This is a genomic window from Caballeronia sp. J97 (genome assembly GCF_905220305.1).
GTDB lineage: Bacteria > Pseudomonadota > Gammaproteobacteria > Burkholderiales > Burkholderiaceae > Caballeronia.
In genome coordinates, this window is record NZ_CAJMZL010000035.1 from 36,947 (window position 1) to 56,932 (window position 19,986).

Annotated in this window: 20 protein-coding genes and 1 pseudogene; 11 read left to right on the plus strand and 10 right to left on the minus strand. The window is 61.9% G+C overall.

Translation table 11 applies throughout. The annotated features are described in order from the left end of the window. Nucleotide 1: 1 nt before the first annotated feature. Nucleotides 2-877, minus strand: a complete 876-nt coding sequence (locus tag U4Y90_RS30680) for a branched-chain amino acid ABC transporter permease (protein ID WP_321800321.1) — start codon at nucleotides 875-877, stop codon at nucleotides 2-4. Between the two features lie 113 nt (nucleotides 878-990). After that, on the minus strand, nucleotides 991-2,229 hold the full coding sequence (locus U4Y90_RS30685; RefSeq protein ID WP_415749431.1) for an ABC transporter substrate-binding protein: 1,239 nt from the start codon (nucleotides 2,227-2,229) through the stop codon (nucleotides 991-993). A 412-nt stretch (nucleotides 2,230-2,641) separates the two neighbouring features. Here U4Y90_RS30685 and U4Y90_RS30690 point away from each other — a divergent pair, with 412 nt between their 5' ends. The 4 genes from U4Y90_RS30690 to U4Y90_RS30705 all read left to right on the plus strand — a co-directional run bounded on the left by U4Y90_RS30690 (nucleotide 2,642) and on the right by U4Y90_RS30705 (nucleotide 5,727). After that, nucleotides 2,642-3,295: a response regulator transcription factor gene (locus U4Y90_RS30690; RefSeq protein ID WP_321800368.1), complete on the plus strand. Its 654-nt coding sequence runs from the start codon at nucleotides 2,642-2,644 to the stop codon at nucleotides 3,293-3,295. Between the two features lie 190 nt (nucleotides 3,296-3,485). Beyond that, entirely contained in the window at nucleotides 3,486-4,274 is a 789-nt protein-coding gene (gene fnr, locus U4Y90_RS30695) for a fumarate/nitrate reduction transcriptional regulator Fnr (protein WP_321800322.1), read from the plus strand. Nucleotides 4,275-4,448: 174 nt separating this feature from the next. Continuing rightward, nucleotides 4,449-5,075 (plus strand): glutathione S-transferase family protein, encoded by a 627-nt coding sequence (locus tag U4Y90_RS30700; RefSeq protein ID WP_321800324.1) that lies wholly within the window; start codon nucleotides 4,449-4,451, stop codon nucleotides 5,073-5,075. A gap of 16 nt (nucleotides 5,076-5,091) precedes the next feature. Continuing rightward, entirely contained in the window at nucleotides 5,092-5,727 is a 636-nt protein-coding gene (locus tag U4Y90_RS30705; protein ID WP_321800326.1) for a glutathione S-transferase family protein, read from the plus strand. A gap of 57 nt (nucleotides 5,728-5,784) precedes the next feature. On the opposite strand, the gene U4Y90_RS30710 is transcribed toward U4Y90_RS30705, so the two are convergent. Next, nucleotides 5,785-5,967 (minus strand): hypothetical protein, encoded by a 183-nt coding sequence (locus U4Y90_RS30710; RefSeq protein WP_321800327.1) that lies wholly within the window; start codon nucleotides 5,965-5,967, stop codon nucleotides 5,785-5,787. A 369-nt stretch (nucleotides 5,968-6,336) separates the two neighbouring features. Between U4Y90_RS30710 and U4Y90_RS30715 the strand changes: the two genes are divergently transcribed. Further along, nucleotides 6,337-7,980, plus strand: a complete 1,644-nt coding sequence (locus U4Y90_RS30715; RefSeq protein ID WP_321800328.1) for an acyl-CoA synthetase — start codon at nucleotides 6,337-6,339, stop codon at nucleotides 7,978-7,980. A 14-nt stretch (nucleotides 7,981-7,994) separates the two neighbouring features. Next, nucleotides 7,995-8,774 (plus strand): enoyl-CoA hydratase, encoded by a 780-nt coding sequence (locus U4Y90_RS30720; protein WP_321800329.1) that lies wholly within the window; start codon nucleotides 7,995-7,997, stop codon nucleotides 8,772-8,774. Nucleotides 8,775-8,779: 5 nt separating this feature from the next. Here U4Y90_RS30720 and U4Y90_RS30725 read toward each other — a convergent pair whose 3' ends face one another. Further along, entirely contained in the window at nucleotides 8,780-9,169 is a 390-nt protein-coding gene (locus U4Y90_RS30725; protein ID WP_321800330.1) for a DUF779 domain-containing protein, read from the minus strand. A 56-nt stretch (nucleotides 9,170-9,225) separates the two neighbouring features. Then, the gene (gene adh, locus U4Y90_RS30730; protein WP_321800332.1) at nucleotides 9,226-10,746 is read right to left on the minus strand and encodes an aldehyde dehydrogenase; all 1,521 of its coding nucleotides are present in this window, start codon (nucleotides 10,744-10,746) and stop codon (nucleotides 9,226-9,228) included. 556 nt (nucleotides 10,747-11,302) lie between these two features. Here adh and U4Y90_RS30735 point away from each other — a divergent pair. The 3 genes from U4Y90_RS30735 to U4Y90_RS30745 all read left to right on the plus strand — a co-directional run bounded on the left by U4Y90_RS30735 (nucleotide 11,303) and on the right by U4Y90_RS30745 (nucleotide 13,798). Beyond that, a complete protein-coding gene (locus U4Y90_RS30735) occupies nucleotides 11,303-12,700 on the plus strand; it encodes an OFA family MFS transporter (RefSeq protein ID WP_321800334.1) in 1,398 nt (465 codons plus the stop codon). Nucleotides 12,701-12,721: 21 nt separating this feature from the next. After that, the gene (locus U4Y90_RS30740) at nucleotides 12,722-12,859 is read left to right on the plus strand and encodes an MFS transporter small subunit (RefSeq protein ID WP_321800336.1); all 138 of its coding nucleotides are present in this window, start codon (nucleotides 12,722-12,724) and stop codon (nucleotides 12,857-12,859) included. A gap of 633 nt (nucleotides 12,860-13,492) precedes the next feature. Continuing rightward, complete coding sequence (locus U4Y90_RS30745) at nucleotides 13,493-13,798, plus strand: high-potential iron-sulfur protein (RefSeq protein WP_321800337.1); 306 nt, start codon at nucleotides 13,493-13,495, stop codon at nucleotides 13,796-13,798. A 7-nt stretch (nucleotides 13,799-13,805) separates the two neighbouring features. On the opposite strand, the gene U4Y90_RS30750 is transcribed toward U4Y90_RS30745, so the two are convergent. Then, nucleotides 13,806-14,309, minus strand: coding sequence for a DUF4019 domain-containing protein (locus tag U4Y90_RS30750; protein ID WP_321800339.1), 504 nt, complete (start codon nucleotides 14,307-14,309; stop codon nucleotides 13,806-13,808). A gap of 496 nt (nucleotides 14,310-14,805) precedes the next feature. Between U4Y90_RS30750 and U4Y90_RS30755 the strand changes: the two genes are divergently transcribed. After that, the gene (locus U4Y90_RS30755) at nucleotides 14,806-15,927 is read left to right on the plus strand and encodes an acyltransferase (protein WP_321800341.1); all 1,122 of its coding nucleotides are present in this window, start codon (nucleotides 14,806-14,808) and stop codon (nucleotides 15,925-15,927) included. 105 nt (nucleotides 15,928-16,032) lie between these two features. Here U4Y90_RS30755 and U4Y90_RS30760 read toward each other — a convergent pair whose 3' ends face one another. Continuing rightward, complete coding sequence (locus U4Y90_RS30760) at nucleotides 16,033-16,248, minus strand: hypothetical protein (protein WP_321800342.1); 216 nt, start codon at nucleotides 16,246-16,248, stop codon at nucleotides 16,033-16,035. A gap of 62 nt (nucleotides 16,249-16,310) precedes the next feature. Between U4Y90_RS30760 and U4Y90_RS30765 the strand changes: the two are divergent. Next, nucleotides 16,311-16,523 (plus strand): annotated as a pseudogene (locus tag U4Y90_RS30765) (endonuclease); the annotation flags it as partial. On the opposite strand, the gene U4Y90_RS30770 reads toward U4Y90_RS30765, so the two are convergent. From U4Y90_RS30770 to U4Y90_RS30780, 3 genes are all read right to left on the minus strand, one after another. After that, nucleotides 16,520-17,587 (minus strand): M14 family metallopeptidase, encoded by a 1,068-nt coding sequence (locus tag U4Y90_RS30770; RefSeq protein WP_321800343.1) that lies wholly within the window; start codon nucleotides 17,585-17,587, stop codon nucleotides 16,520-16,522. The pseudogene U4Y90_RS30765 and the gene U4Y90_RS30770 overlap by 4 nt on opposite strands. 10 nt (nucleotides 17,588-17,597) lie before the next feature. After that, a complete protein-coding gene (locus U4Y90_RS30775; RefSeq protein ID WP_321800344.1) occupies nucleotides 17,598-18,791 on the minus strand; it encodes a M20 aminoacylase family protein in 1,194 nt (397 codons plus the stop codon). A gap of 114 nt (nucleotides 18,792-18,905) precedes the next feature. After that, nucleotides 18,906-19,802 carry a LysR substrate-binding domain-containing protein gene (locus U4Y90_RS30780; RefSeq protein WP_321800345.1) on the minus strand — a complete coding sequence of 299 codons (897 nt, stop codon included), beginning with the start codon at nucleotides 19,800-19,802 and terminating at the stop codon, nucleotides 18,906-18,908. Between the last annotated feature and the right edge of the window lie 184 nt (nucleotides 19,803-19,986).

The following is a 19,986-nucleotide window of genomic DNA, read 5'->3' on the forward strand; positions in this document are numbered from 1 at the left end:
ATTACCGCCGTCCGAGAAAGCCTTGCGGCCGCACATACACGACGAGCACGAGCAGCAGCAGCGCGGGCAGCGGCCGCAGCGTCGGCGAGATGAGATACGCGGTGACGGTCTCCAGATAGCCCACGACATACGCGGCCATCAACGAGCCCGACACGCTTCCGAGACCGCCGAGCACGACGATGGAAAACGCGCTCGCCGTGAGCTGCCCGGTGTTGTTCGTGCTGACGCCGAGAAACGATGCGAGCAGCACGCCCGCGATGCCCGCGAGCACGCCGTAGATCGTCCACGCGAGCAGATAGATGTTCGAGAGCTCGAAGCCGAGCAGCGTGAGACCGCGTGGATTCATCGACGCCGCAAGCAGCGCCTTGCCCGCTTTGGTGCGATTCACGAAGAGCCACAACAATCCGATCGCGATCCAGCATACGATCGCGATCATGATCTCGTTGTAGGGCACGCGCACGCCCGCGACGCTCGCGACGCCGGGAATCAGCGGACGCATCGTGATGGGATTGTCGGAGAAGAGATAGGCCATGCCCTGCTGGATCATGATGCCCCAGAGGAGCGTGCCCGTCAGCACGAAGATCTCTTTCTCTTCACGCGGAATCGCGGTGGAACGTTGAATGGGCCGCACCACCATGAAATAGGTGATGTACGCGGCGATCATCCCGCAGATCACGCCGAGCGGCGTGCCGAGATACGTGCCCAGGCCTGCTTCGCCCGCGAGCGCCCAGCCGAGCAGCGCGGAAATCAGCATCACGCCGCCGTGCGCGAGATTGAGCACGCCGGAGACGCCGAAGATCAGCGTGAAGCCGATCGCGCCGAGCGCATAGAGCGAACTGATCGCGAAGCCATCAATGAGTATTTGCAGTGGCAACATAGCGGCCCTTTCATGTTTTCCATGTCGATGCCAACGTGGAACCGGTCCCCGCAACATGCGCCGCAAGGCGCGCGCGCTTTCGACAGCGCACGCGCCGCACGACGAAAAGGCGCTTAGTTCGCGGCCGCCTGCACCTTCACGAAGGCCGGGAACTTGACCTTCGCGTTCGCGACGGACTTGGGCCAGATCGCCACTTGCTTGCCGTTCTGCCATTGCAGGTTGATGCCGGTGATATAGCCTTCGCCGTACTTCAACGCATGCGTGAACTGATCGTTCTTGCCGTAGAACTGCCAGCGTCCGATCGTGCCGACGTAGTCGGTCTTCTCCAGTGCATCGACCATCTTGTCGGGATCGGTCGAGCCTTGATTGCGATGAATCGCATCCGCGATGATGTACACGAGGTCATAGCTCGTGAAGCCGTCATAGGCGGGCGACACGCCGGCAAAGTGCTTCTGGTACGACTCGACGAACGGCACGGTCTTCGGCGTCATCGCGACGCCGGGCGCCGCCGCCGATGCCGTGATGACGCCCTCGGTCGCGCCATTGGTGTCTTTCCAGAAGCTCGTCGTCGTGGCTTGCGAGCTTTGGCCCGACATCGGAATCGGCACTTGCTGATCGTGCCATTGCACCGTTGGCTGCACGCCTACATGGCTGATGCCCGTTGTGATCGTGTCCGGATGCTTCGCTTCGATCTGGTTGAAGATCGGCGTGAAGTCGGACGTGTCGGGATTGAAGCGGATGTGATCCAGCACCTTCAGCCCCGCTTTCGGCAGGCATTCGAGGTAACGCTCATCGAGCGGCTTGGTCCACGCCGCGTCTTCGCTCATCACGACCGTCGTCTTCATCTTGAACTCGCCGACGAGCACGTCATGCGAGAAATCGCAGATCGACTGCGCGATGAAGGCCGAGGTCATCCAGCCGTGGAAGGTGTACTTGTAGTTGTTGTAGTCGTCGTGCACGCGCTTCGAGATTTCGTTGCTCGCCGCGCCCGGCGTGATGAACGGCATCTTCAGGCGCGCGGACCACGGCTCCATCGCGAGCGCGACTTCGCTGATATAGCTGCCGATGATCGCGACCACCTTGTCCTGGCTCGCGGCGCGTTGAAATGCGCGCACACCGTCGGAGGCCGACGAATGATCGTCATACGCGATGATCTGGATTTGCCGCCCATCGACGCCGCCCTTGGCGTTGATCTCTTCCGCGGCGAGTTGCGCGGCCTTGCTGATCGAGGCGCCCGCCACGGCGGACTCTTCACTGATGACGCCGATCTTGATCGGCTCCCCTGCTGCATGCGCCGTGACCGAGAGGCCCAGCCCCGCTATCGCCGTACCCGTTGCAATGACGGTGCTCATTCCCCGCCACGTCTTGCCCTTTGACATCATCAGTCTCCTCTTTGTAATCGATCGTGGAGCGACGCCAGCCAGACACATGACACTTGCAGCAATTAAGGATTTGCCGACAAACAGTAGCACTCGCCTTTCATGCACTGAATCAGTAATAACGATAAAGACGATCATGCGAAAAGATCATGAATGACCCACGATACTTTCGAATAGCTTGCGTAATAAACTCACGCTCGGCGAAGCAAGCGAAGCGGCGACAGTCGCGGCGACCGCGATTTTTTCCGTATTATCGAAGAAGGGCCGACGAATTCCGTTCGCCATGCGCATGCGAGCCGCGTCGATCGTCGCTCATTGTCCAGGACGACGGCTGCGTGCTTCGCATCGGCATCAATGGGATCGTGCGAGAAAGGGAATCGCAACCATGACCACGAAAGTGCTGATCGCGGACGATCACGCGATGGTGCGCGACGGACTGCGCCATATTCTCGCCAACGCGAGCGGTTTCGAGGTGGCCGGCGAAGCCAGCGATGCAGCCAGTACCCTGGCCCTCGTGCGCTCGACGCCGGCACAGGTGCTGGTGCTGGACCTGTCGATGCCGGGCCGCAGCGGCATCGATCTGCTCAAGCAGGTGAAGGAGGAGAACCCCGCTCTGCGCATTCTCGTGCTCACCATGCATGCCGAACAGCAGTACGCCAACCGCGCGTTCAAGGGCGGCGCGTCAGGCTATCTGACCAAGGAAAGCGCCAGCGCCGAACTGCTCGCCGCCGTGACCAAAGTGGCTGCGGGCGGAGCATACGTGAGCCTCTCGATGGCCGAGCGCCTCGTGCAGAGCCTGACCGAGGCCGCCGACGCGCTGCCGCATCAACGCTTGTCGGATCGCGAGTTCGAAGTGTTTCGGCGGCTTTGTGCGGGCGAGTCGATCAATCAGATCGGCGAGGCGCTGTCCGTGAGCGCGAAAACCGTCAGCACGTACAAGGCACGCGTACTGGAGAAGATGCAGTTGCCGCACGAAGCGGCCCTCGTGCGCTACGCAGTGCGCCACAATCTCTTCGATGACGAATGCGACGACGCCTGAGTGTTCGTCCGTCAGGATTTCCCTACACGCCTTCCAGAATTCCTACCGAACTTTCCGCCATCGCCGACATTATTCGGTGACGGCGTGACGAATAATTCAAGGGATAGATTCATCCAGCGCGCATCGAGACGCTGAGTTTCCCTGGTATCTGGCTCGTATGCGCGAATCCAGCTTTTACCGGAGGCACAGCATGTTCCCTGATAGCGAAGGCGGCTCCTACGCCCGGCCATCCAATGCGCCGGCGCCGCGTCGTGCTTTTCCGATCGCGCATGTCTCCCGGACGACCGCGACACGCGAGCACATGCGCTGCTCGACCTGTCTGATGCAGCGTGTCTGCATACCCAGCGGGCTCTCGTCGGATGAATGCGAGCGGCTCGACGCGATCATCTGCGCGACCCGGATCATCCGGCGCGGCGAGCCGCTCTATCGTTCCGGCGATGCGTTTCAGAGCTTGTATGCCGTGCAAAGCGGCTGCTTCAAAACCGTCGTCACGCACCGCGACGGGAACGAACAGGTCACGGGTTTTCATCTGGCAGGCGACGCGCTCGGATTCGACGGCGTGAGTTCCGACCACCACGGATGCGACGCGATCGCGCTCGAAGACAGTGTCGTCTGCATCATTCCGTTCGGCCTGCTCGAACTGCTGTGCCGCGAGGTCAAGGCGATTCAGCACCACGTGCATCGCATGATGTGCAGCGAGATCGTGCGCGAGTCCAACCTCATGATGCTGCTCGGCACGATGACCGCCGAGCAACGCGTTGCGGCTTTCCTGCTCAACATTTCGACGCGCATGAAGGCGCGCGGTTATTCACCCGCGCAGTTCGTGTTGCGGATGACCCGCGAGGAGATCGGAAGTTATCTCGGACTCAAGCTGGAAACGGTGAGCCGGATGTTCTCCAAACTACAGCGGGCAGGCGTAGTCGATGCGCGAGGCAAGGAAGTGCGGATACTCGATCAGGTCGGGCTCGAAAGCGTGTGAGAGGTTTCTCGATGTCTTTGCGCGTTTCGTCACCCGTTCGCGCCATGCCGCGTCCTTAGACTCGGTTCTGTCCGAAGCGGGCGCGTCGCTCGAACGCGGCCGGTGCTGCTCGCGCCGCGTGCCGGCGAACACAGCTAAGATGGACCCTTCGACACGTACGGAGGAAGACATCGAATGCTGACGATCTGGGGCAGAGCCAACTCGGTCAATGTGCAGAAAGTGCTGTGGTGCTGCGAGGAACTGGGGCTCGCGTACGACCGTATCGACGCGGGCCTGCAATTCGGGCGCAACGACGAGCCCGACTATCTCGCGATGAATCCGATGGGCCGCGTGCCCACGCTGGACGACGGCGATTTCGTGCTGTGGGAGTCGAACTCGATCCTCCGCTATCTGGCGATGCAATACGGCGCGGGCGGCACGCTCTACCCCGCCGAGCCGAAGGTGCGCGCGAGCGCGGACCGCTGGCTCGACTGGTCGCTCTCCACGCTGCAACCCGCCGAGCGTCCGGTCTTCTGGGGCTATATCCGCACCAGCGCCGCCGATCGCGACGTGAAGCAGCTCGCCGCCGCCGCGAGCGAAGTGGAGAAGCTCTGGCGCGTGATCGACAAGCGCCTGACAGGCCGCGGCTATCTCGAAGGCGACACGTTCACCCTCGCCGATCTCGTCATCGCCGCTTATGCGCGTCGCTGGTTCGGCATCGCGGAGCTAACTCGGCCCGCGCTTCCCGAACTCGAACGCTGGTACGCGGGCATCACGCAGCGCCCGGGCTTCGCGCGTCATGTCGCGCCTGCGCTGACCTGATCCGGGACGCATCGCCATGACTATCGAACTGCACGCGTGGAACACGCCCAACGGACGCAAGATCAGCGTCGCGCTGGAGGAAATGCAACTGCCTTATGCCGTGACGACGGTGAACATCACGAAGGGCGAACAGCACGCGCCCGACTTTCTGCGCATCAGCCCGAACAATCGAATTCCGGCGATCGTCGATCCGGACGGACCGGACGGCCAGCCGATCAGCGTGTTCGAATCCGGTGCGATCCTGCTTTATCTCGGCGAGAAGACCGGCCAATTTCTACCCGCGAGCCTGCGCGATCGCGTGCCGGTGCTCGAATGGCTGATGTGGCAGATGGGTGGCTTCGGCCCGATGCCGGGACAGGTGCATCACTTCCGCATGGTCGAAGCGGAAACCGACCGGCGCTATGGCCTTAAGCGCTATTCCGATGAAACGCGCCGCCTATACGGCGTGCTCGACAAGCGTCTCGCGCAAGTGGAATTCGTCGCGGGAGATTTGTCCATCGCCGATTTCGCGATTCTCGGCTGGGCATGGCGGCATGAGCGCCATCAGGTTTCGCTCGATGACTACCCCAATGTCAAACGCTGGTATGAAGCGTTGTTCGCGCGTCCGGCCGTCAAGCGCGGCTTCGAGGTGAAACTCGACGACCTCGCCTGACGCCTCGTCGCGCCTCATGCCCGGTGCCAGGAATCGGCCCGACATGAGGCGCCGGACTCAGTGATGCAGGCGATACTGGGTCGCCGCCGTCAGCTCGGCCTTCGCCTGACGGAGCAACGCTTCGGCTTTCTCCGCGTGACCGTCGAACTGGCCACGGCCATCGACGCGCTGCGCTTCGACGCGACTGATCGTGTCATCGATCATGTGCTGCTCGGCCTCGAAGCCGGAAAAATGATTCATGGGTTGCGCCATGGCGGTGATAGCCGTGAGCGCGACGCTTGAAAAAGCGATGCCAGCAATGATTCGTTTCACTTCGATTTCCTAACTATTTGAATTGCTCGAATCGAACTCTATGAGTTCGACGTACCCGTCCACGCGATGTCGACACGCATCGCAATGAAGGGCACTGCGGTGAATAACGCGCCTGCGCAAACGGAATTGACCCGCTCACCGCATGAAGATGTGTCGGCTGATTACGAGATGAGTGGCGCTGCAACCATCGCATGAGGTCTCGTGGACGACTGTGTCAGGCTCACGTAAGTCGCGCGCATAATATAAGAACAGGAGAAGCACAGAAGAATGCACAAATCGACAGGAGAGACGACCACCATGACAGCCAGCATGTACGACGATGGCCTTCCCAAGACGGCCGCCAACTTCGCGGCATTGACGCCGCTCATGTTCATCGAGCGCGCGGCATCCGTTTATCCGACGCGCGCCGCCATCGTGCACGGCGACGTGCGGCGCAACTGGGCCGAAACTTATGCGCGCACGCGGCGGCTCGCGTCGGCGCTCGCGGTACGCGGCATCGGCGTGAACGATACCGTCGCCGCCATGCTGCCGAACACGCCCGAGATGGTCGAAGCGCACTTCGGCGTGCCGATGACGGGCGCCGTGCTCAACACGCTCAACACGCGGCTCGACGCAGCCACGCTCGCGTTCATGCTCACCCATGGCGAAGCGAAGGCCGTGCTCGTCGATCGCGAATTCTCGGACGTGATTCGCAAGGCGTTGAAGGACGTGCCGCAGGATGTGCTCGTCATCGATGTCGACGACACGCAGTATGCGGGCGCGGGCGAGCGTATCGGCGAAATCGAATACGAGGCGCTGCTTGCGAGCGGCGATCCCGCATACGAATGGTCGCCGCCGTCGGACGAATGGAACGCGATCTGTCTGAACTACACGTCGGGCACCACGGGCAATCCGAAAGGCGTCGTCTATCACCATCGCGGCGCGTACACGAATGCGGTGAGCAATATCCTCGAATGGGACATGCCCAAGCACGCCGTGTACTTGTGGACGCTGCCCATGTTCCATTGCAACGGCTGGTGCTTTCCGTGGACCGTCGCCGCGCGCGCGGGCGTGAACGTGTGCTTGCGCCGCGTCGACGCGAAGACCATTTTCGATCTGATTCGCCGTGAAGGTGTCACGCATTATTGCGGCGCGCCGATCGTGCAGAATCTGCTCGTCAACGCACCCGACGAAATGAAGGCCGGCATCGAACAGAAAGTCCACGCGATGGTCGCGGGCGCCGCGCCCCCCGCCGCGATGATCGAAGGCATGGAGCGCATGGGTTTCGAACTGACGCACGTGTACGGGCTCACGGAAGTCTACGGGCCAGCCACCGTCTGTCCGCAGCAGGCCGAATGGAGCGCGCTCGATATCGGCGAACGCGCGCGGCTCAATGCGCGGCAGGGCGTGCGCTATCACTTGCAGGATGCGGTCACCGTGCGCGATCCGATCTCGATGGAGCTCGTCCCTTCCGATGGCGAGACCATCGGCGAGATCATGTTCCGCGGCAACATCGCGATGAAGGGCTATCTGAAGAATGCAGCCGCGACGGAAGAAGCGTTTCGCGGCGGCTGGTTCCATACCGGCGATCTGGCCGTCGCCTACCCGGATGGCTATGTGCGCATCAAGGATCGCAGCAAGGACATCATCATTTCCGGCGGCGAGAACATATCGAGCATCGAAGTCGAGGACGTGCTGTACAGGCATCCGGCGGTGCTCGCCGTCGCCGTCGTGGCGAAGCCGGATGCGCGTTGGGGCGAGACGCCTTGCGCGTTCGTCGAATTGAAGAATGGCGCGCAGGCGAGCGCCGAGGAGTTGGTCGCGCATTGCAAGAAGCATCTTGCCGGCTTCAAGGTGCCGCGCGCGATCGAGTTCTGCGAATTGCCGAAGACATCGACCGGCAAGATCCAGAAGTTCGAGCTGCGCAAGCGCGCGGGGTCCGTCGCCGCGATCGACGTCTGATGGAGCACACGACAATGAGCGAACTCGTTCTGATCGAACGCGATGCGTATGAAACCAGGGGTGTCGTCAGGCTCACCCTAAACCGTCCCGACGCGTTCAATGCGCTATCGGAAGCAATGCTCGAAGCGCTCGAACGCGCGTTGAACGACATCGCCGAATCGGATGCGCGCGTGGTCGTGCTCGGCGGTGAAGGCCGCGCGTTCTGCGCGGGCCATGACCTGAAAGAGATGCGGGCGCAACCTGCGGTCGAATACTACCGGGCGCTTTTCGCGCGCTGCTCGCGCATGATGCTGACGATCCAGCGCATGCCGCAGCCGGTCATCGCGCGGGTGCAGGGCATCGCGACCGCGGCGGGATGTCAGCTCGTCGCGATGTGCGATCTCGCGGTGGCATCGAGCGAAGCGCGTTTCGCGGTGTCGGGCGTGAATCTCGGGCTCTTCTGCGCGACCCCAAGCGTGCCGTTGACGCGCAACGTATCGCGCAAGGCCGCGTTCGAGATGCTCGTCACCGGCGAGTTCATCGATGCGGCGACGGCGCGCGAACGCGGGCTCGTGAATCGCGTCGCGTCGCCGGGCGAACTCGACGATACCGTGCGCACACTGGCCGCGACCATCGCCGCCAAACCGCGCGAAGCGGTCGCGGCGGGCAAGGGTTTGTTCTATCGGCAACTCGAGACCGGCATCGAAGCTGCATACGCGCTCGCATCGGAAACGATGGCCTGCAACATGATGGACGACGCAACGCTCGAAGGCACGCAAGCCTTCATCGAAAAGCGTCCGCCGCGCTGGGATTGAACGCTTCAGCTCACGTGCTCGACCGGATGCTTCTCGAGCCACGCGTTCTCTTCGTCGCTGTATAAGCGCGAACGCGTGAGAAAGCGCAGTCCGCTCGGGCGCTCCAGCGAGAACATGCCGCCGTTGCCCGGCACCGCATCGATGATGAGCTGCGTATGCTGCCAATACTCGTACTGCGATTCGGTCATGTAGAACGGCACGCCGCCGATCGCGCCGAGCTTGACGTCCGAACCGCCGACCAGGAATTCGTCGACCGGAAAGCACATCGGCGCGCTGCCGTCGCAGCATCCGCCGGATTGATGGAACAGCACCTCGCCGTGCTCGGCCTTGAGCTTCTCGATCAGGTCGATGGCGGCGGGCGTCGCGGTCACGCGCTGCACTTCGTGTTCGCTCATGATGTCCCCGTTGTTCGATCCGGCCGCCGCCGAAACCGGCGGCGGCCCCACGCGCTTTAGAAGAAGCCGAGCGGCTTGTCGCTATAGCTGACGAGCATGTTCTTCGTCTGCTGATAGTGGTCGAGCATCATCTTGTGATTCTCGCGGCCGATCCCCGATTGCTTGTAACCTCCGAACGCCGCGTGCGCTGGATAAGCGTGATAGCAGTTGGTCCAGACGCGTCCCGCCTGAATCGCGCGGCCGAAGCGATAGGCCCGCGTGCCGTCGCGCGTCCACACGCCCGCGCCGAGACCGTAGAGCGTATCGTTCGCGATTTCGAGCGCCTCTTCCTCCGTCTTGAACGTCGTCACCGAGAGCACCGGCCCGAAGATTTCCTCCTGGAAGATGCGCATCTTGTTGTGGCCTTTGAAGACCGTCGGCTTGATGTAGTAGCCGTTCTTCAGCTCGCCGTCGAACGTATTGCGCTCGCCGCCGGAGAGGCACTCGGCGCCTTCCTGCTTGCCGAGATCGATATACGACAGAATCTTCTCCAGTTGCTCCTGCGAAGCCTGCGCGCCGATCATCGTCTTCGTGTCGAGCGGATGGCCCTGCGCGATCGCCGCGACGCGCTTCAACGCACGCTCCATGAAGCGCTCGTAGATCGACTCCTGCACCAGCGCGCGCGACGGGCACGTGCATACTTCGCCCTGATTCAGCGCGAACATCGTGAAGCCTTCGAGCGCCTTGTCGAAGAAGCTGTCGTCGGCATTGAGCACATCTTCGAAGAAGATATTCGGGCTCTTGCCGCCCAGTTCCAGCGTGACCGGAATCAGGTTCTGGCTCGCGTACTGCATGATGAGCCGCCCGGTCGTGGTCTCGCCCGTGAAGGCGATCTTCGCGATGCGCTTGTTCGACGCGAGCGGTTTGCCCGCTTCGAGACCGAAGCCGTTCACGACGTTGAGGACGCCGGGCGGCAGCAGATCTTCGATCACCTCGAGCAGCACGAGGATCGACGCGGGCGTCTGCTCGGCCGGCTTCAGCACGACGCAGTTGCCGGCCGCGAGCGCGGGCGCGAGCTTCCACACGGCCATCAGGATCGGGAAATTCCACGGAATGATTTGCCCGACCACGCCGAGCGGCTCATGGAAGTGATACGCGACCGTATCGTGATCGATCTCCGAGATGCCGCCTTCCTGCGAACGCGCCGCGCTCGCGAAGTAGCGGAAGTGATCGATCGCGAGCGGAATGTCCGCGGCCATCGTCTCGCGCAGCGGCTTGCCGTTGTCGATCGACTCGGCCAGCGCGAGGCGCGGCAGGTTCTGCTCCATGCGATCGGCGAGCTTCAGCAGCAGATTCGCGCGATCGGTGACGGAGGTCCTGCCCCACGATGTCTTCGCCGCGTGCGCCGCATCGAGCGCGGCTTCGATATCGGCTTCGCGCGAGCGCGGAATCGATGTGAAGGGCTCGCCGGTGATCGGCGAAATGTTGTCGAAATACTCGCCGCCCGCGGGCTGCACCCACTTGCCGCCGATGAAGTTGCCGTACTGCTTTTTGTAGGGGAATTCGGTGCTCAGGAACTGCATCTCTGCGTGATTCATTTCTATGTGCTCCTCGCATGTCGACGTGAACGGGCCGGCACTGCCGATGTCCGGCGCCGGTCGCTCTTGTCTGCGAGTTCCATGCCATCGCGCGAGCGCGAGTGCGACGGGCGCGCAAGCCGCATCGTCACGCGGTTTCGCGGGACATCGTCAGGGTTTATACGAGGGCTATGCGCACTGTTCACATTCAGAACACCTGCCCCGCTCTGTAGCGATGCGATACAGCGACGATCGCATTCCGTCACGGTGCCCGGGATGCGCGAGGATTGCCGCGCGAGACGCGCCAGCGCTGCGGGCAAACGCTTATGGCACGAGTGTTCATATTGCAAAGGCTTGTGCAGTTGTCTATGGTCATGCCAGCCGTGGCACAGCGTCGCACCTATATGTCGTTTCAACGCATGTTTGGGCGGCGCGAAATGGCCTTGCAAGCGCCCGATGCGTACCGTGTCGCGCGCGCGCATGACCACGGCGGGCTGCTGTGCGGCGACCCCGTACGGCATGTCAAGAGCAAACGATGAGCGCGCACGCGCATGCATGACGCGCCACAGAGACCAGAATGAACAGCACAATCAATCAAGGGGCCGTGCACGGCCCGACAAGTTTTTTCTCGAAAGAAGCGACCATCGCCCGGCCCGGTTTCTCGCGCTGGATGGTGCCGCCCGCCGCGCTGGCTGTTCACTTGTGCATCGGGCAAGCGTATGCGTTCTCGGTGTTCAATGCGCCGCTGACGAAGATCATCGGCATCACGAAGTCCGCGCCCGATGACTGGTCGCTGACGACGCTCGGCTGGATCTTCTCGCTCGCTATCGTGTTTCTGGGCTTGTCCGCCGCGTTCGCGGGCAAGTGGCTGGAAAAGGTCGGCCCGCGCCGCACGATGTTCACCGCGGCCTGCTGCTTCGGCGGCGGCTTTCTGGTCTCGGCGCTCGGCGTCTACGTGCATCAGATCTGGCTGCTGTATCTCGGCTATGGCGTGATCGGCGGCATCGGGCTCGGGCTCGGCTATGTGTCGCCGGTATCGACGCTGATCCGCTGGTTCCCGGACCGTCGCGGCATGGCGACCGGCATGGCGATCATGGGCTTCGGCGGCGGCGCGATGATCGCCGCGCCCGGCTCCGTCGCGCTGATGAACCACTTCAAGAGCGCGACGAGCGCCGGCGTCGCCGAAACGTTTCTCGTGCTCGGCGTGCTCTACTTCATCTCGATGACGATCGGCGCGCTCGCGATCCGCATCCCGCCGGCGGACTGGAAGCCGGCTGGCTGGACGCCGCCCGCGACCGCGAAGAAGATGATCACGAAGAACCACGTGCATATCGACCAGGCGTTGAAGACGCCGCAGTTCTATCTGCTGTGGCTCGTGCTGTTTCTGAACGTGACGGCGGGCATCGGCGTGCTCGGCCAGGCATCGGTGATGATCCAGGAAAGCTTCAAGGCGTCGATCACGGCAGGCGCGGCCGCGGGCTTCGTCGGCCTGCTGTCGCTCTTCAACATGGGCGGACGTTTCGTGTGGGCATCGGCGTCGGACTGGATCGGCCGCAAGAACACCTACTTCGTGTTCTTCACGCTGGGCGCCGTGCTGTATTTCCTCGTGCCGCAATTCGCGAGCGCCGGCAATATCGCGCTCTTCGTGCTGGCCTACGGCATCATCCTGTCGATGTACGGCGGCGGCTTCGCGACGATTCCCGCGTATCTCGCCGACATGTTCGGCACGGCGTTCGTCGGCGGCATTCACGGGCGGCTCCTGACCGCGTGGGCGGCGGCGGGCGTCGCGGGTCCGGTGCTGGTCAACTACGTGCGCGCTTTTCAGGTGTCGCACGGCGTCGTCGGCGCGGCGGCCTACACGATGACGCTGCAAATCATGGCGGCGCTGCTCGTGATCGGCTTCGTTTGCAATCTGCTCGTCTCGCGCGTGCATGAGAAGCATCACATGAACACGTCGGTACAGACCGCAAGCTAAGCGTCAACGAGGAGATTCGCGATGAACGACCGCATCGATACTCAGGCAATGCACCCGTCGAATAAAGGACTGCTCCTGCTGTTCTGGGCGTATGTGCTGATTCCGCTCGCATGGGGCGTGACGAACACGCTCACGCAGGCGATCAAGCTGTTTCAGTAGTTCGCTGAAGGGTGCTTCCGCGCGCCGGCGGGCCGATGCATCGATCGGCTCACGGCGCGCGTTGCTTTTGCCGATGAATGATTCGCATGATCCGCGCCGGTGCCGTGATCGATGCATTTCCCCGTTGCTCGCAAATCGAAAACTCCAGTTTGATACCCGGCAGGCAACGGGACTTCGATGAGACGACGCTTTCGACCCGCTCAGTGCCCGCGATCCTCCACCCGGTTCAAGCTGCGACGCGCGAGCACGCTCATGAACAGCGTGCCGCACACGAGCGCGGCCAGATACACGCCCGCCATCATCCAATCGATTTCACTCACGGTTCTTCTCCTTCGAATTGATCCGCGGCCGGGGCGCCGCGGGGGTGATTCACGCAATTGCAAACTCTTCTGGCCTGATTTACGGCACGCGCGCGCAAAGGTTTAGCGAGAAGGAATGAACGACGTTGAGGCCACGTTGAAGGAGGAAGCGAAAAACGGCGCTTTTCGTGCGGCGAACGCTCGTTCGATGCGCAAACGTATGCCGGACGAGTCTCGCCATTCGGGCGCGGCGGCGTGCGCAGGCGTATCGTTCGATTAGCGCCCGAGCGCGCACGACGACATTCCCCACAGACAAAAAAACCGGCCCACGACAATGAACACGTCCCGTCGCAGCTTCATGTTTGTCAGCATCGGCATCGGCTCCGCGTTGTGGCTCACGCGAGCCCGCGCCGATGTGCCGCACTTGAGCGAAACCGACCCGGCGGCGGTCGCCGTCGGCTACAAGGAGGATGCCGCGAAGGTCGACAAAGCGAAATATCCGAACTTCGCGGCCGGGCAGACATGCGCCAACTGCTCGCTGTATCAGGGCAAGGAGAGCGACGCGTGGAGCGGCTGCACGCTGTTCAACGACAAACTCGTAGCCGGCAAGGGATGGTGCGCGTCCTGGACGAACATGTGACGCGGATTCAGTGCACCGAGTACCCGACGAAACGCCACATGTTGTCCGAGTCGAGGATGAATGTCACCATCTCGCGCGACGACTGGGCGGCCTGACTGAACTGGGTATCGAAGACGACGTTGATATACGCGCCGGCGGGCATGTTGCCGCTGCCGTCGTAGCGATAGTGCTTCACGCCCATCGGCATGCGCACGCCCGGCGTGCCGAGCGGCGAACGGTCGTGGGCGACCTTCTTCGTGAAGTCTTCGCGCGAAATGATCTGTTTCGCGATCGGCGACGCCGCGTCCCACACTTCGGCCGCCTTGTTCTGATCGATCATTTTGATGATGCTCGATGCCACCTGCGCGATATCCTGATCCTGCTTGTCGAGCGCGGCCTGCTGCTCTTTCGTGAGCGATTGCGCAACCGGTTGAATCTTTTGCTGCGCGGGTTGGACTTGTTGCGCCTGACAGGCGATGCTGCCCGAGACCAGGAGGAGCGCGGCGAGGGAGAGGCGGATGCTTGCTTTCATGTTGCGGACGACGTTTGTTTCACCGGCGCAGATTGTATCGCTGTCTTCGCCGGGGACGGTAAGAAATACTTAATTTCAGATTTTTTGCAATAAGCCGGGATGATCGGACCCAGCATGCGGCTTGCTGCCGAGTGAAGAGAGCGTCAGCTCTCAACGCTACCGCCCAGAAGGTGCCCACGCTCCCGAGAGCCGACACAATCGACTTGAAGCCCTTGGTCCAGAACTCCGACATCTGGTGTTTCCTCCGTTGAACCGCGTGGGCATGGAAAAGCCGCCCGAAGGCGGCTGGAGATTCGTTCGACGGTCGTATCACTACACCAATTGGGCCTGTCCAGGAAAGACGGCGCGCGTCTCAGGTAAAATCGCGCACCAATGTACCGTAACCTTCGATACGACAAGGCGCCTGTCCAAAGTGCCAAGCCCGAGTTCATACAATTTCGACCTTCTGAGGCTGGGTTGCTATCTCAATCGTTTGATCTGTGGAAATTCGCGTCACATGAAAGACGAAATAAAAGATGTTGAGATTGAAGGAATGCGCGGCATTGCGGCGCTCTTCGTCGTCCTAAATCACATTCCGTTTGCAGCGGTGTCTTTGGATTCGACATATCCCGCACTTTTTGGTTTCGTTAAAGGGAGCCAGCGATTTTACGTCCCTGGGTATCTTGGGTCACTCGGTGTCCAATTATTCTTCTGCATTACAGGCTATCTGTTCTGGAAGAAGGTCGTAGTTTCTGGAAAACCCACCGACTGGGCACAATTCTATCGAAATCGATTTCTGCGACTCGCTCCTGCTTACTTGCTCTTCGCAGTGTCGATGATGCTCACACTGAGTGTAATCGACGGATTCAAGATGCACACAACCGCGCTCGGGCTCGCTCACGATATATTCGCACAGTTGGCGCTTGGCATCGTGCAGCAGCGTCGCTTCAACGGAAGCGATACCACGATGTTCAATACGATTACCTGGACGCTCCCGTACGAATGGGGCTTCTATGTGTTACTGCCATTGCTTGCTGGCTTGAGAACGAGGCGATGGACGACGGCTGTAGGGCTGTTCGTTCTCGCAGTGCTGATAATCGCCTACGACGTCAAATGGTATTTGCTACTTTTCTTCTTGTCGGGAGCCGTCACCGCAGAGATTCGTTTTCGCTCCCAATCCCGTCCGTTGTTGGGCTCTCTCGCATTCTGCATTCTTGCGTTGGGCTACATCATGTTCCCGAAAGAAGTAATCGCAACCGCCCTTTCTGCGGTCGCAGGCGTTAGCCCGTTCGCCGATCTTTTCGTTGTCTTGATTCAATGGGTAATCGTAAGCGCAATGTTCTCCGTGGCTATGGCAATGAAACCCGGCATACTGAGGCTCAGACCATTAGTAATGCTCGGAACGATCAGCTACAGTTTGTATCTCCTTCATCTGACTGTCCTGCAGATCTCCATCCGAATGGCGGATCGATTGGAGCCGATCTCGCAATGGAGCATTGCGCATTTCTGGCACTGGGCCTTCATTGCGACAATGTGTTCGATCGTTGCCGCCACGATTTCCTACGCACTCGTTGAGCGGCCGTTCCTGCATCGGAGGCGTGGCGAACGCCGTTCCGCGTTGACAAATCAGAGCGTATAGGGCTTGATCAGATCGTTCGTGCAGCCCTGTTCCTAATTTGACGGGGTTTAAAGGCCTTCCTGAGCTCCAGCAGGCAGCGCTCAATCGTTCGGTTTTTATCGCGCATCATTCGCACCGATGACTCCCTGATGTGACCACCCTTGCGAATCTTGCGGGCAACCGAACACTGCTTGCCGTCGCGTTCACGCCGAGCAGCGCCGTCGCGCCGTTCCTTGAGTTGTAGATGACGGAGATGGCGGCGAAGCCCGATACCGGCGCGCCCGTGTCCATGCCACCAGCGCCGGTCATCGCAAGATCGATTGCCTCGTTGAAGCTCGCCAAGGCGATAGGTCTGACCGCCCGGCGTGGTTTCAACGATGATTTCGTCAGCGGTGCAGGTCGCAATCGCTGACGCAGCCGCCACTGTCATCGCGCCATTACGAACCGATCCAACGACCGATGCATACCTGTACGATCACGATCAGTGGCCCGATGGTCCGTTCGCGTGCGACTTCATCTTCGTCACCGAAGACCTGAAGCCGCACATCGCCGGGTGCGAAGCGGATCGGTCGAGCCGGTCATCGGATCATCAGCCGATGTGGCTCGAATTGCACTAGGCGCCCTCTTCGCGCGACAGGCCGTAGAGCGCCTGCAACACGGCGGCGCGCGCCTGACCGACGATCATGCCGCGCCAGATATCGTCGTCGATGTAGAACGCCGCGCGAATCTGCCTGCGAATGCCGGCCTTCAGCGCATCGGGCGCGTCCGGATGATGACGCACCCACACGTCCGCGCGCAGCATGTCGAGCATGTCGGTGAGCGGCACGGTGCCGTACTCGATCGCGATCGATGCAATCGCGGCATGCGCGCACGTCTGCCGCAGCGTATCGAGCAAAGGCCCGGCGACATCCGCCGCGATCGACGTGCCGTCCGAAGGACTCGTCACGTCCGCGCCCCACCAGCGCCGCGCGCGCGCTACATCGCCCACGCATATCTTCGCGCCGAAGCCGCTCGGCCCGAGTCCCGTATGAAAATCGATCCAGCCGATCGCCGTGCACGTCTCGCCGTATTCCGCGAGCAGACTGCGCATCGTGCGCGTGCTCCACGCCGTCTGCGCGCCGCCGTAGAACATGCCTTGCGGATGCGTGTACTGGCCCGTCGTCACGGCTTGCTGATAGGCCCATTGGCCGTGCGTTTCGATATACCCGCGAAGCGCCGCGACATTCGCCTCGTCGGGCGGCCAGGCCGCGGGGATCAGCAGGTCGTGCAGCGCCGCATAGCCGGAGTTCTGCGGCAACGGCCCGCTGAAATCCACGCTGTTGCGATTCAGATCGACGTTGCCTTCCGTCGTGCGGCTCAGATACGAAAAGCCGTACGGATTGATCGCATGGACGAGCAGCATCGCGACGCCGAGTTGCTCCATCGCGGCATGCAACACCTCGTCGCGCAGCAGCGCGATCTGCGCGCCCGAGCCGCAAAAACCTTCGACGCCATGCGTTCCGGATGTCAGCACGAGCAGGCGCTTCGCATCTGAGGGACCGACGCGCACGACATCGGTCGCGAGCGTCTCGCCTTCCAGACCGGCGACGCTTTCGAGCACGCGCGTATCGACGGCGAGATCCCGCGCGGCGGCCGCATCGAGAAATCGCTGGCGCGCCTCACGGTATGTCGATGAAAACATGGACGCCTCCTCAGCCGCGCGCGAGAAACTTCTCGACGAGCCGCACCCAATACGTCGAGCCGAGCGTGAGTACGTCGTCATTGAAATCGTAACTGCTGTTGTGCAGCATGCACGGCCCGATGCCATGCCCGTGATCGCGATGCCCGCCCGATCCGTTGCCGATATACGCATAGCAGCCAGGACGCGCGAGCAGCATGTACGAGAAGTCCTCCGCGCCCATCGTCGGATCGATGTTCATGTTCACCTTCTCCGCGCCAACGACATCGCGCATCACGCCGAGCGCGAAGTGCGTTTCGCTTTCCGTGTTCACCGTCGGCGGATAGTTGCGTACGAAACTGACCTCGGCCTTGCATCGATACGCCGCCGCCGTCGCCGCGACGATCTCCTTCATGCGCGTCTCGATCAGATCGAGCACGTCGACGGAAAACGTGCGCACGGTGCCGGCGAGCGTCGCGGTGGTCGGGATCGCATTCACGGCATGGCCCGCCTGCATGCGCGTGATCGAGAGAACGGCGGCATCGATCGGCCGCTTGTTGCGCGTCACGATGCTCTGCAACCCCGTGCCGATCTGCAGCGCGGTGAACACGGGATCGACGCCGTCGTGCGGAATCGCCGCATGCGCGCCGACGCCTTCGATGCGGATTTCGAACTCGTTGCTCGATGCCTGCGTCGCGCCGACGCGCGCGCCGAACTCGCCCGCCGGCATGCCCGGCCAGTTATGCAGCGCGAACACGGCATCGACCGGAAAGCGCTCGAACAGGCCGTCCTCGATCATCGCTTTCGCGCCGCCGCCGCCTTCTTCGGCGGGCTGAAAGATGAAAACGACCGTGCCGTCGAAGTCGCGATGTTTCGCGAGATATTGCGCGGCGCCGAGCAGCATTGCAGTGTGTCCGTCGTGACCGCATGCATGCATCTTGTTCTCGTGGCGCGATGCGTGCGCGAAGGTATTCAGCTCGGGAATGGGCAGCGCGTCCATGTCGGCGCGCAGGCCGATCGCGCGCTTGCCCGTACCTTTCTTCAACACGCCGACGACGCCCGTCTTGCCGAGCCCGCGCGTCACTTCGATATCCCAGCTTTCGAGCTTTTGCGCGACCAGTTCGGCGGTGCGCGCTTCTTCGTAGCAGAGTTCGGGATGCGCGTGGATATCGCGGCGAATGGCCTGAATCTCGTCGCGCGACCGTGCGATCTCGGGAATGATCGACATGCTTTCCTCTTGTTCGATGAAGTGAGCGGGCTGCATTGCCTCGCCCGAAGCATTGTCGACGGCCGGAATTCACAGCGAAAGCTGATATTTCTTGTCCGCGACTTAAGGAAAGCTTTAGCTTTGCTCCGTGCCGACCGCGCCATGCGAACGCGTGCGGATGCGTTCCTGCACGATGCTCATCACCGCGTGGCGATCGTGGATCTTGCGCTCCAGCATGCCGACGACGCGGCGCGGCGTGTTCTTCGCGAGCGGAATTACGTGCAATGCGGGGTCGCTCGCCCACGAGCCGTATTCGAGCAGCGGCACGACGGAAACGCCCGCGTCCTGCCGCACGAGCTCGACGATCACTTCCAGCGAATTCAGTTCGAGGAATTCGTTCACCGCAAGTCGGTTGTGCTTCAACGCGCGCTCGATCAGCGCGCCAGTACGCTGCGCGCGGTCGAAACGCAGAAACGGTCGGCTCGCGAGCATCTCGGCGGCGCTCGCGGCCGCGCCTCCCGGCGAGCCGATCGCGACGAGCGGCTCCGAATAGAGCGGCGTCCAGTTGAGGCTCGCCGGCGTCTTGCCCGCCATCTCGACGATCACCGCCGCGTCGATTTCGCCCGCCTCGACCTGCGGCGCGAGCGCGAGCGCCTTGCCGGTGAAGAGCCGCACATCGAGCCGGGGATACTGACCTTTCAGTTCGGTGACGACGGACGCGAGCGCGCCCATCGCCGAATCGACCGCGCCGATGGAGACCGATCCGGCGATCTCGTCGTCGAGCCCGGTGAGACGCATGCTGTCGTACAGCGCCACGATGCGCTCCGCCTGCGGCAACACCTGTTTGCCGATGCTCGTCAGCCGGTTGGTGCGGCCTACGCGATCGAAGAGCGGCCGCTTCAGATCGTCTTCGAGCGATTGCATCTGCATGCTCACCGCGGCCTGCGTGAGCGCGACTTTCTCGGCGGCGGCGGCAAACGAGCCGTAGCGCGCGACGGCGATGAAGGTGCGCAGAAAACGAATGTTGCTCATCGTGCCTTGGGGACAAACCCGATCATCCGATCAGGTTTCCTTGAGTGTCAGTTCAGAAATTCTATATTTTCTTATTTCAACTCGGCGTAATGTTTGCGTGTTGCAGCGGCTCGCCCGTCATTGCGGATCGAGACAACAAAAGAGCGGATGTCGTCGCCCCTGATCAATCGCCCCACGCACGGAG

Excerpts from the sequence above, each read along its gene's own strand:
- U4Y90_RS30715 (WP_321800328.1), top strand. The coding sequence starts at position 6,337 with ATGACAGCCAGCATGTACGACGATGGCCTTCCCAAGACGGCCGCCAAC.
- U4Y90_RS30725 (WP_321800330.1), bottom strand. The coding sequence starts at position 9,169 with ATGAGCGAACACGAAGTGCAGCGCGTGACCGCGACGCCCGCCGCCATC.
- U4Y90_RS30770 (WP_321800343.1), bottom strand. The coding sequence starts at position 17,587 with ATGTTTTCATCGACATACCGTGAGGCGCGCCAGCGATTTCTCGATGCG.
- U4Y90_RS30685 (WP_415749431.1), bottom strand. The coding sequence starts at position 2,229 with ATGAGCACCGTCATTGCAACGGGTACGGCGATAGCGGGGCTGGGCCTC.
- U4Y90_RS30740 (WP_321800336.1), top strand. The coding sequence starts at position 12,722 with ATGAACGACCGCATCGATACTCAGGCAATGCACCCGTCGAATAAAGGA.
- U4Y90_RS30780 (WP_321800345.1), bottom strand. The coding sequence starts at position 19,802 with ATGAGCAACATTCGTTTTCTGCGCACCTTCATCGCCGTCGCGCGCTAC.
- U4Y90_RS30690 (WP_321800368.1), top strand. The coding sequence starts at position 2,642 with ATGACCACGAAAGTGCTGATCGCGGACGATCACGCGATGGTGCGCGAC.
- U4Y90_RS30720 (WP_321800329.1), top strand. The coding sequence starts at position 7,995 with ATGAGCGAACTCGTTCTGATCGAACGCGATGCGTATGAAACCAGGGGT.
- adh (WP_321800332.1), bottom strand. The coding sequence starts at position 10,746 with ATGAATCACGCAGAGATGCAGTTCCTGAGCACCGAATTCCCCTACAAA.
- U4Y90_RS30755 (WP_321800341.1), top strand. The coding sequence starts at position 14,806 with ATGAAAGACGAAATAAAAGATGTTGAGATTGAAGGAATGCGCGGCATT.
- U4Y90_RS30705 (WP_321800326.1), top strand. The coding sequence starts at position 5,092 with ATGACTATCGAACTGCACGCGTGGAACACGCCCAACGGACGCAAGATC.
- U4Y90_RS30710 (WP_321800327.1), bottom strand. The coding sequence starts at position 5,967 with ATGAATCATTTTTCCGGCTTCGAGGCCGAGCAGCACATGATCGATGAC.
- U4Y90_RS30775 (WP_321800344.1), bottom strand. The coding sequence starts at position 18,791 with ATGTCGATCATTCCCGAGATCGCACGGTCGCGCGACGAGATTCAGGCC.
- U4Y90_RS30680 (WP_321800321.1), bottom strand. The coding sequence starts at position 877 with ATGTTGCCACTGCAAATACTCATTGATGGCTTCGCGATCAGTTCGCTC.
- U4Y90_RS30750 (WP_321800339.1), bottom strand. The coding sequence starts at position 14,309 with ATGAAAGCAAGCATCCGCCTCTCCCTCGCCGCGCTCCTCCTGGTCTCG.
- U4Y90_RS30745 (WP_321800337.1), top strand. The coding sequence starts at position 13,493 with ATGAACACGTCCCGTCGCAGCTTCATGTTTGTCAGCATCGGCATCGGC.
- fnr (WP_321800322.1), top strand. The coding sequence starts at position 3,486 with ATGTTCCCTGATAGCGAAGGCGGCTCCTACGCCCGGCCATCCAATGCG.
- U4Y90_RS30700 (WP_321800324.1), top strand. The coding sequence starts at position 4,449 with ATGCTGACGATCTGGGGCAGAGCCAACTCGGTCAATGTGCAGAAAGTG.
- U4Y90_RS30735 (WP_321800334.1), top strand. The coding sequence starts at position 11,303 with ATGAACAGCACAATCAATCAAGGGGCCGTGCACGGCCCGACAAGTTTT.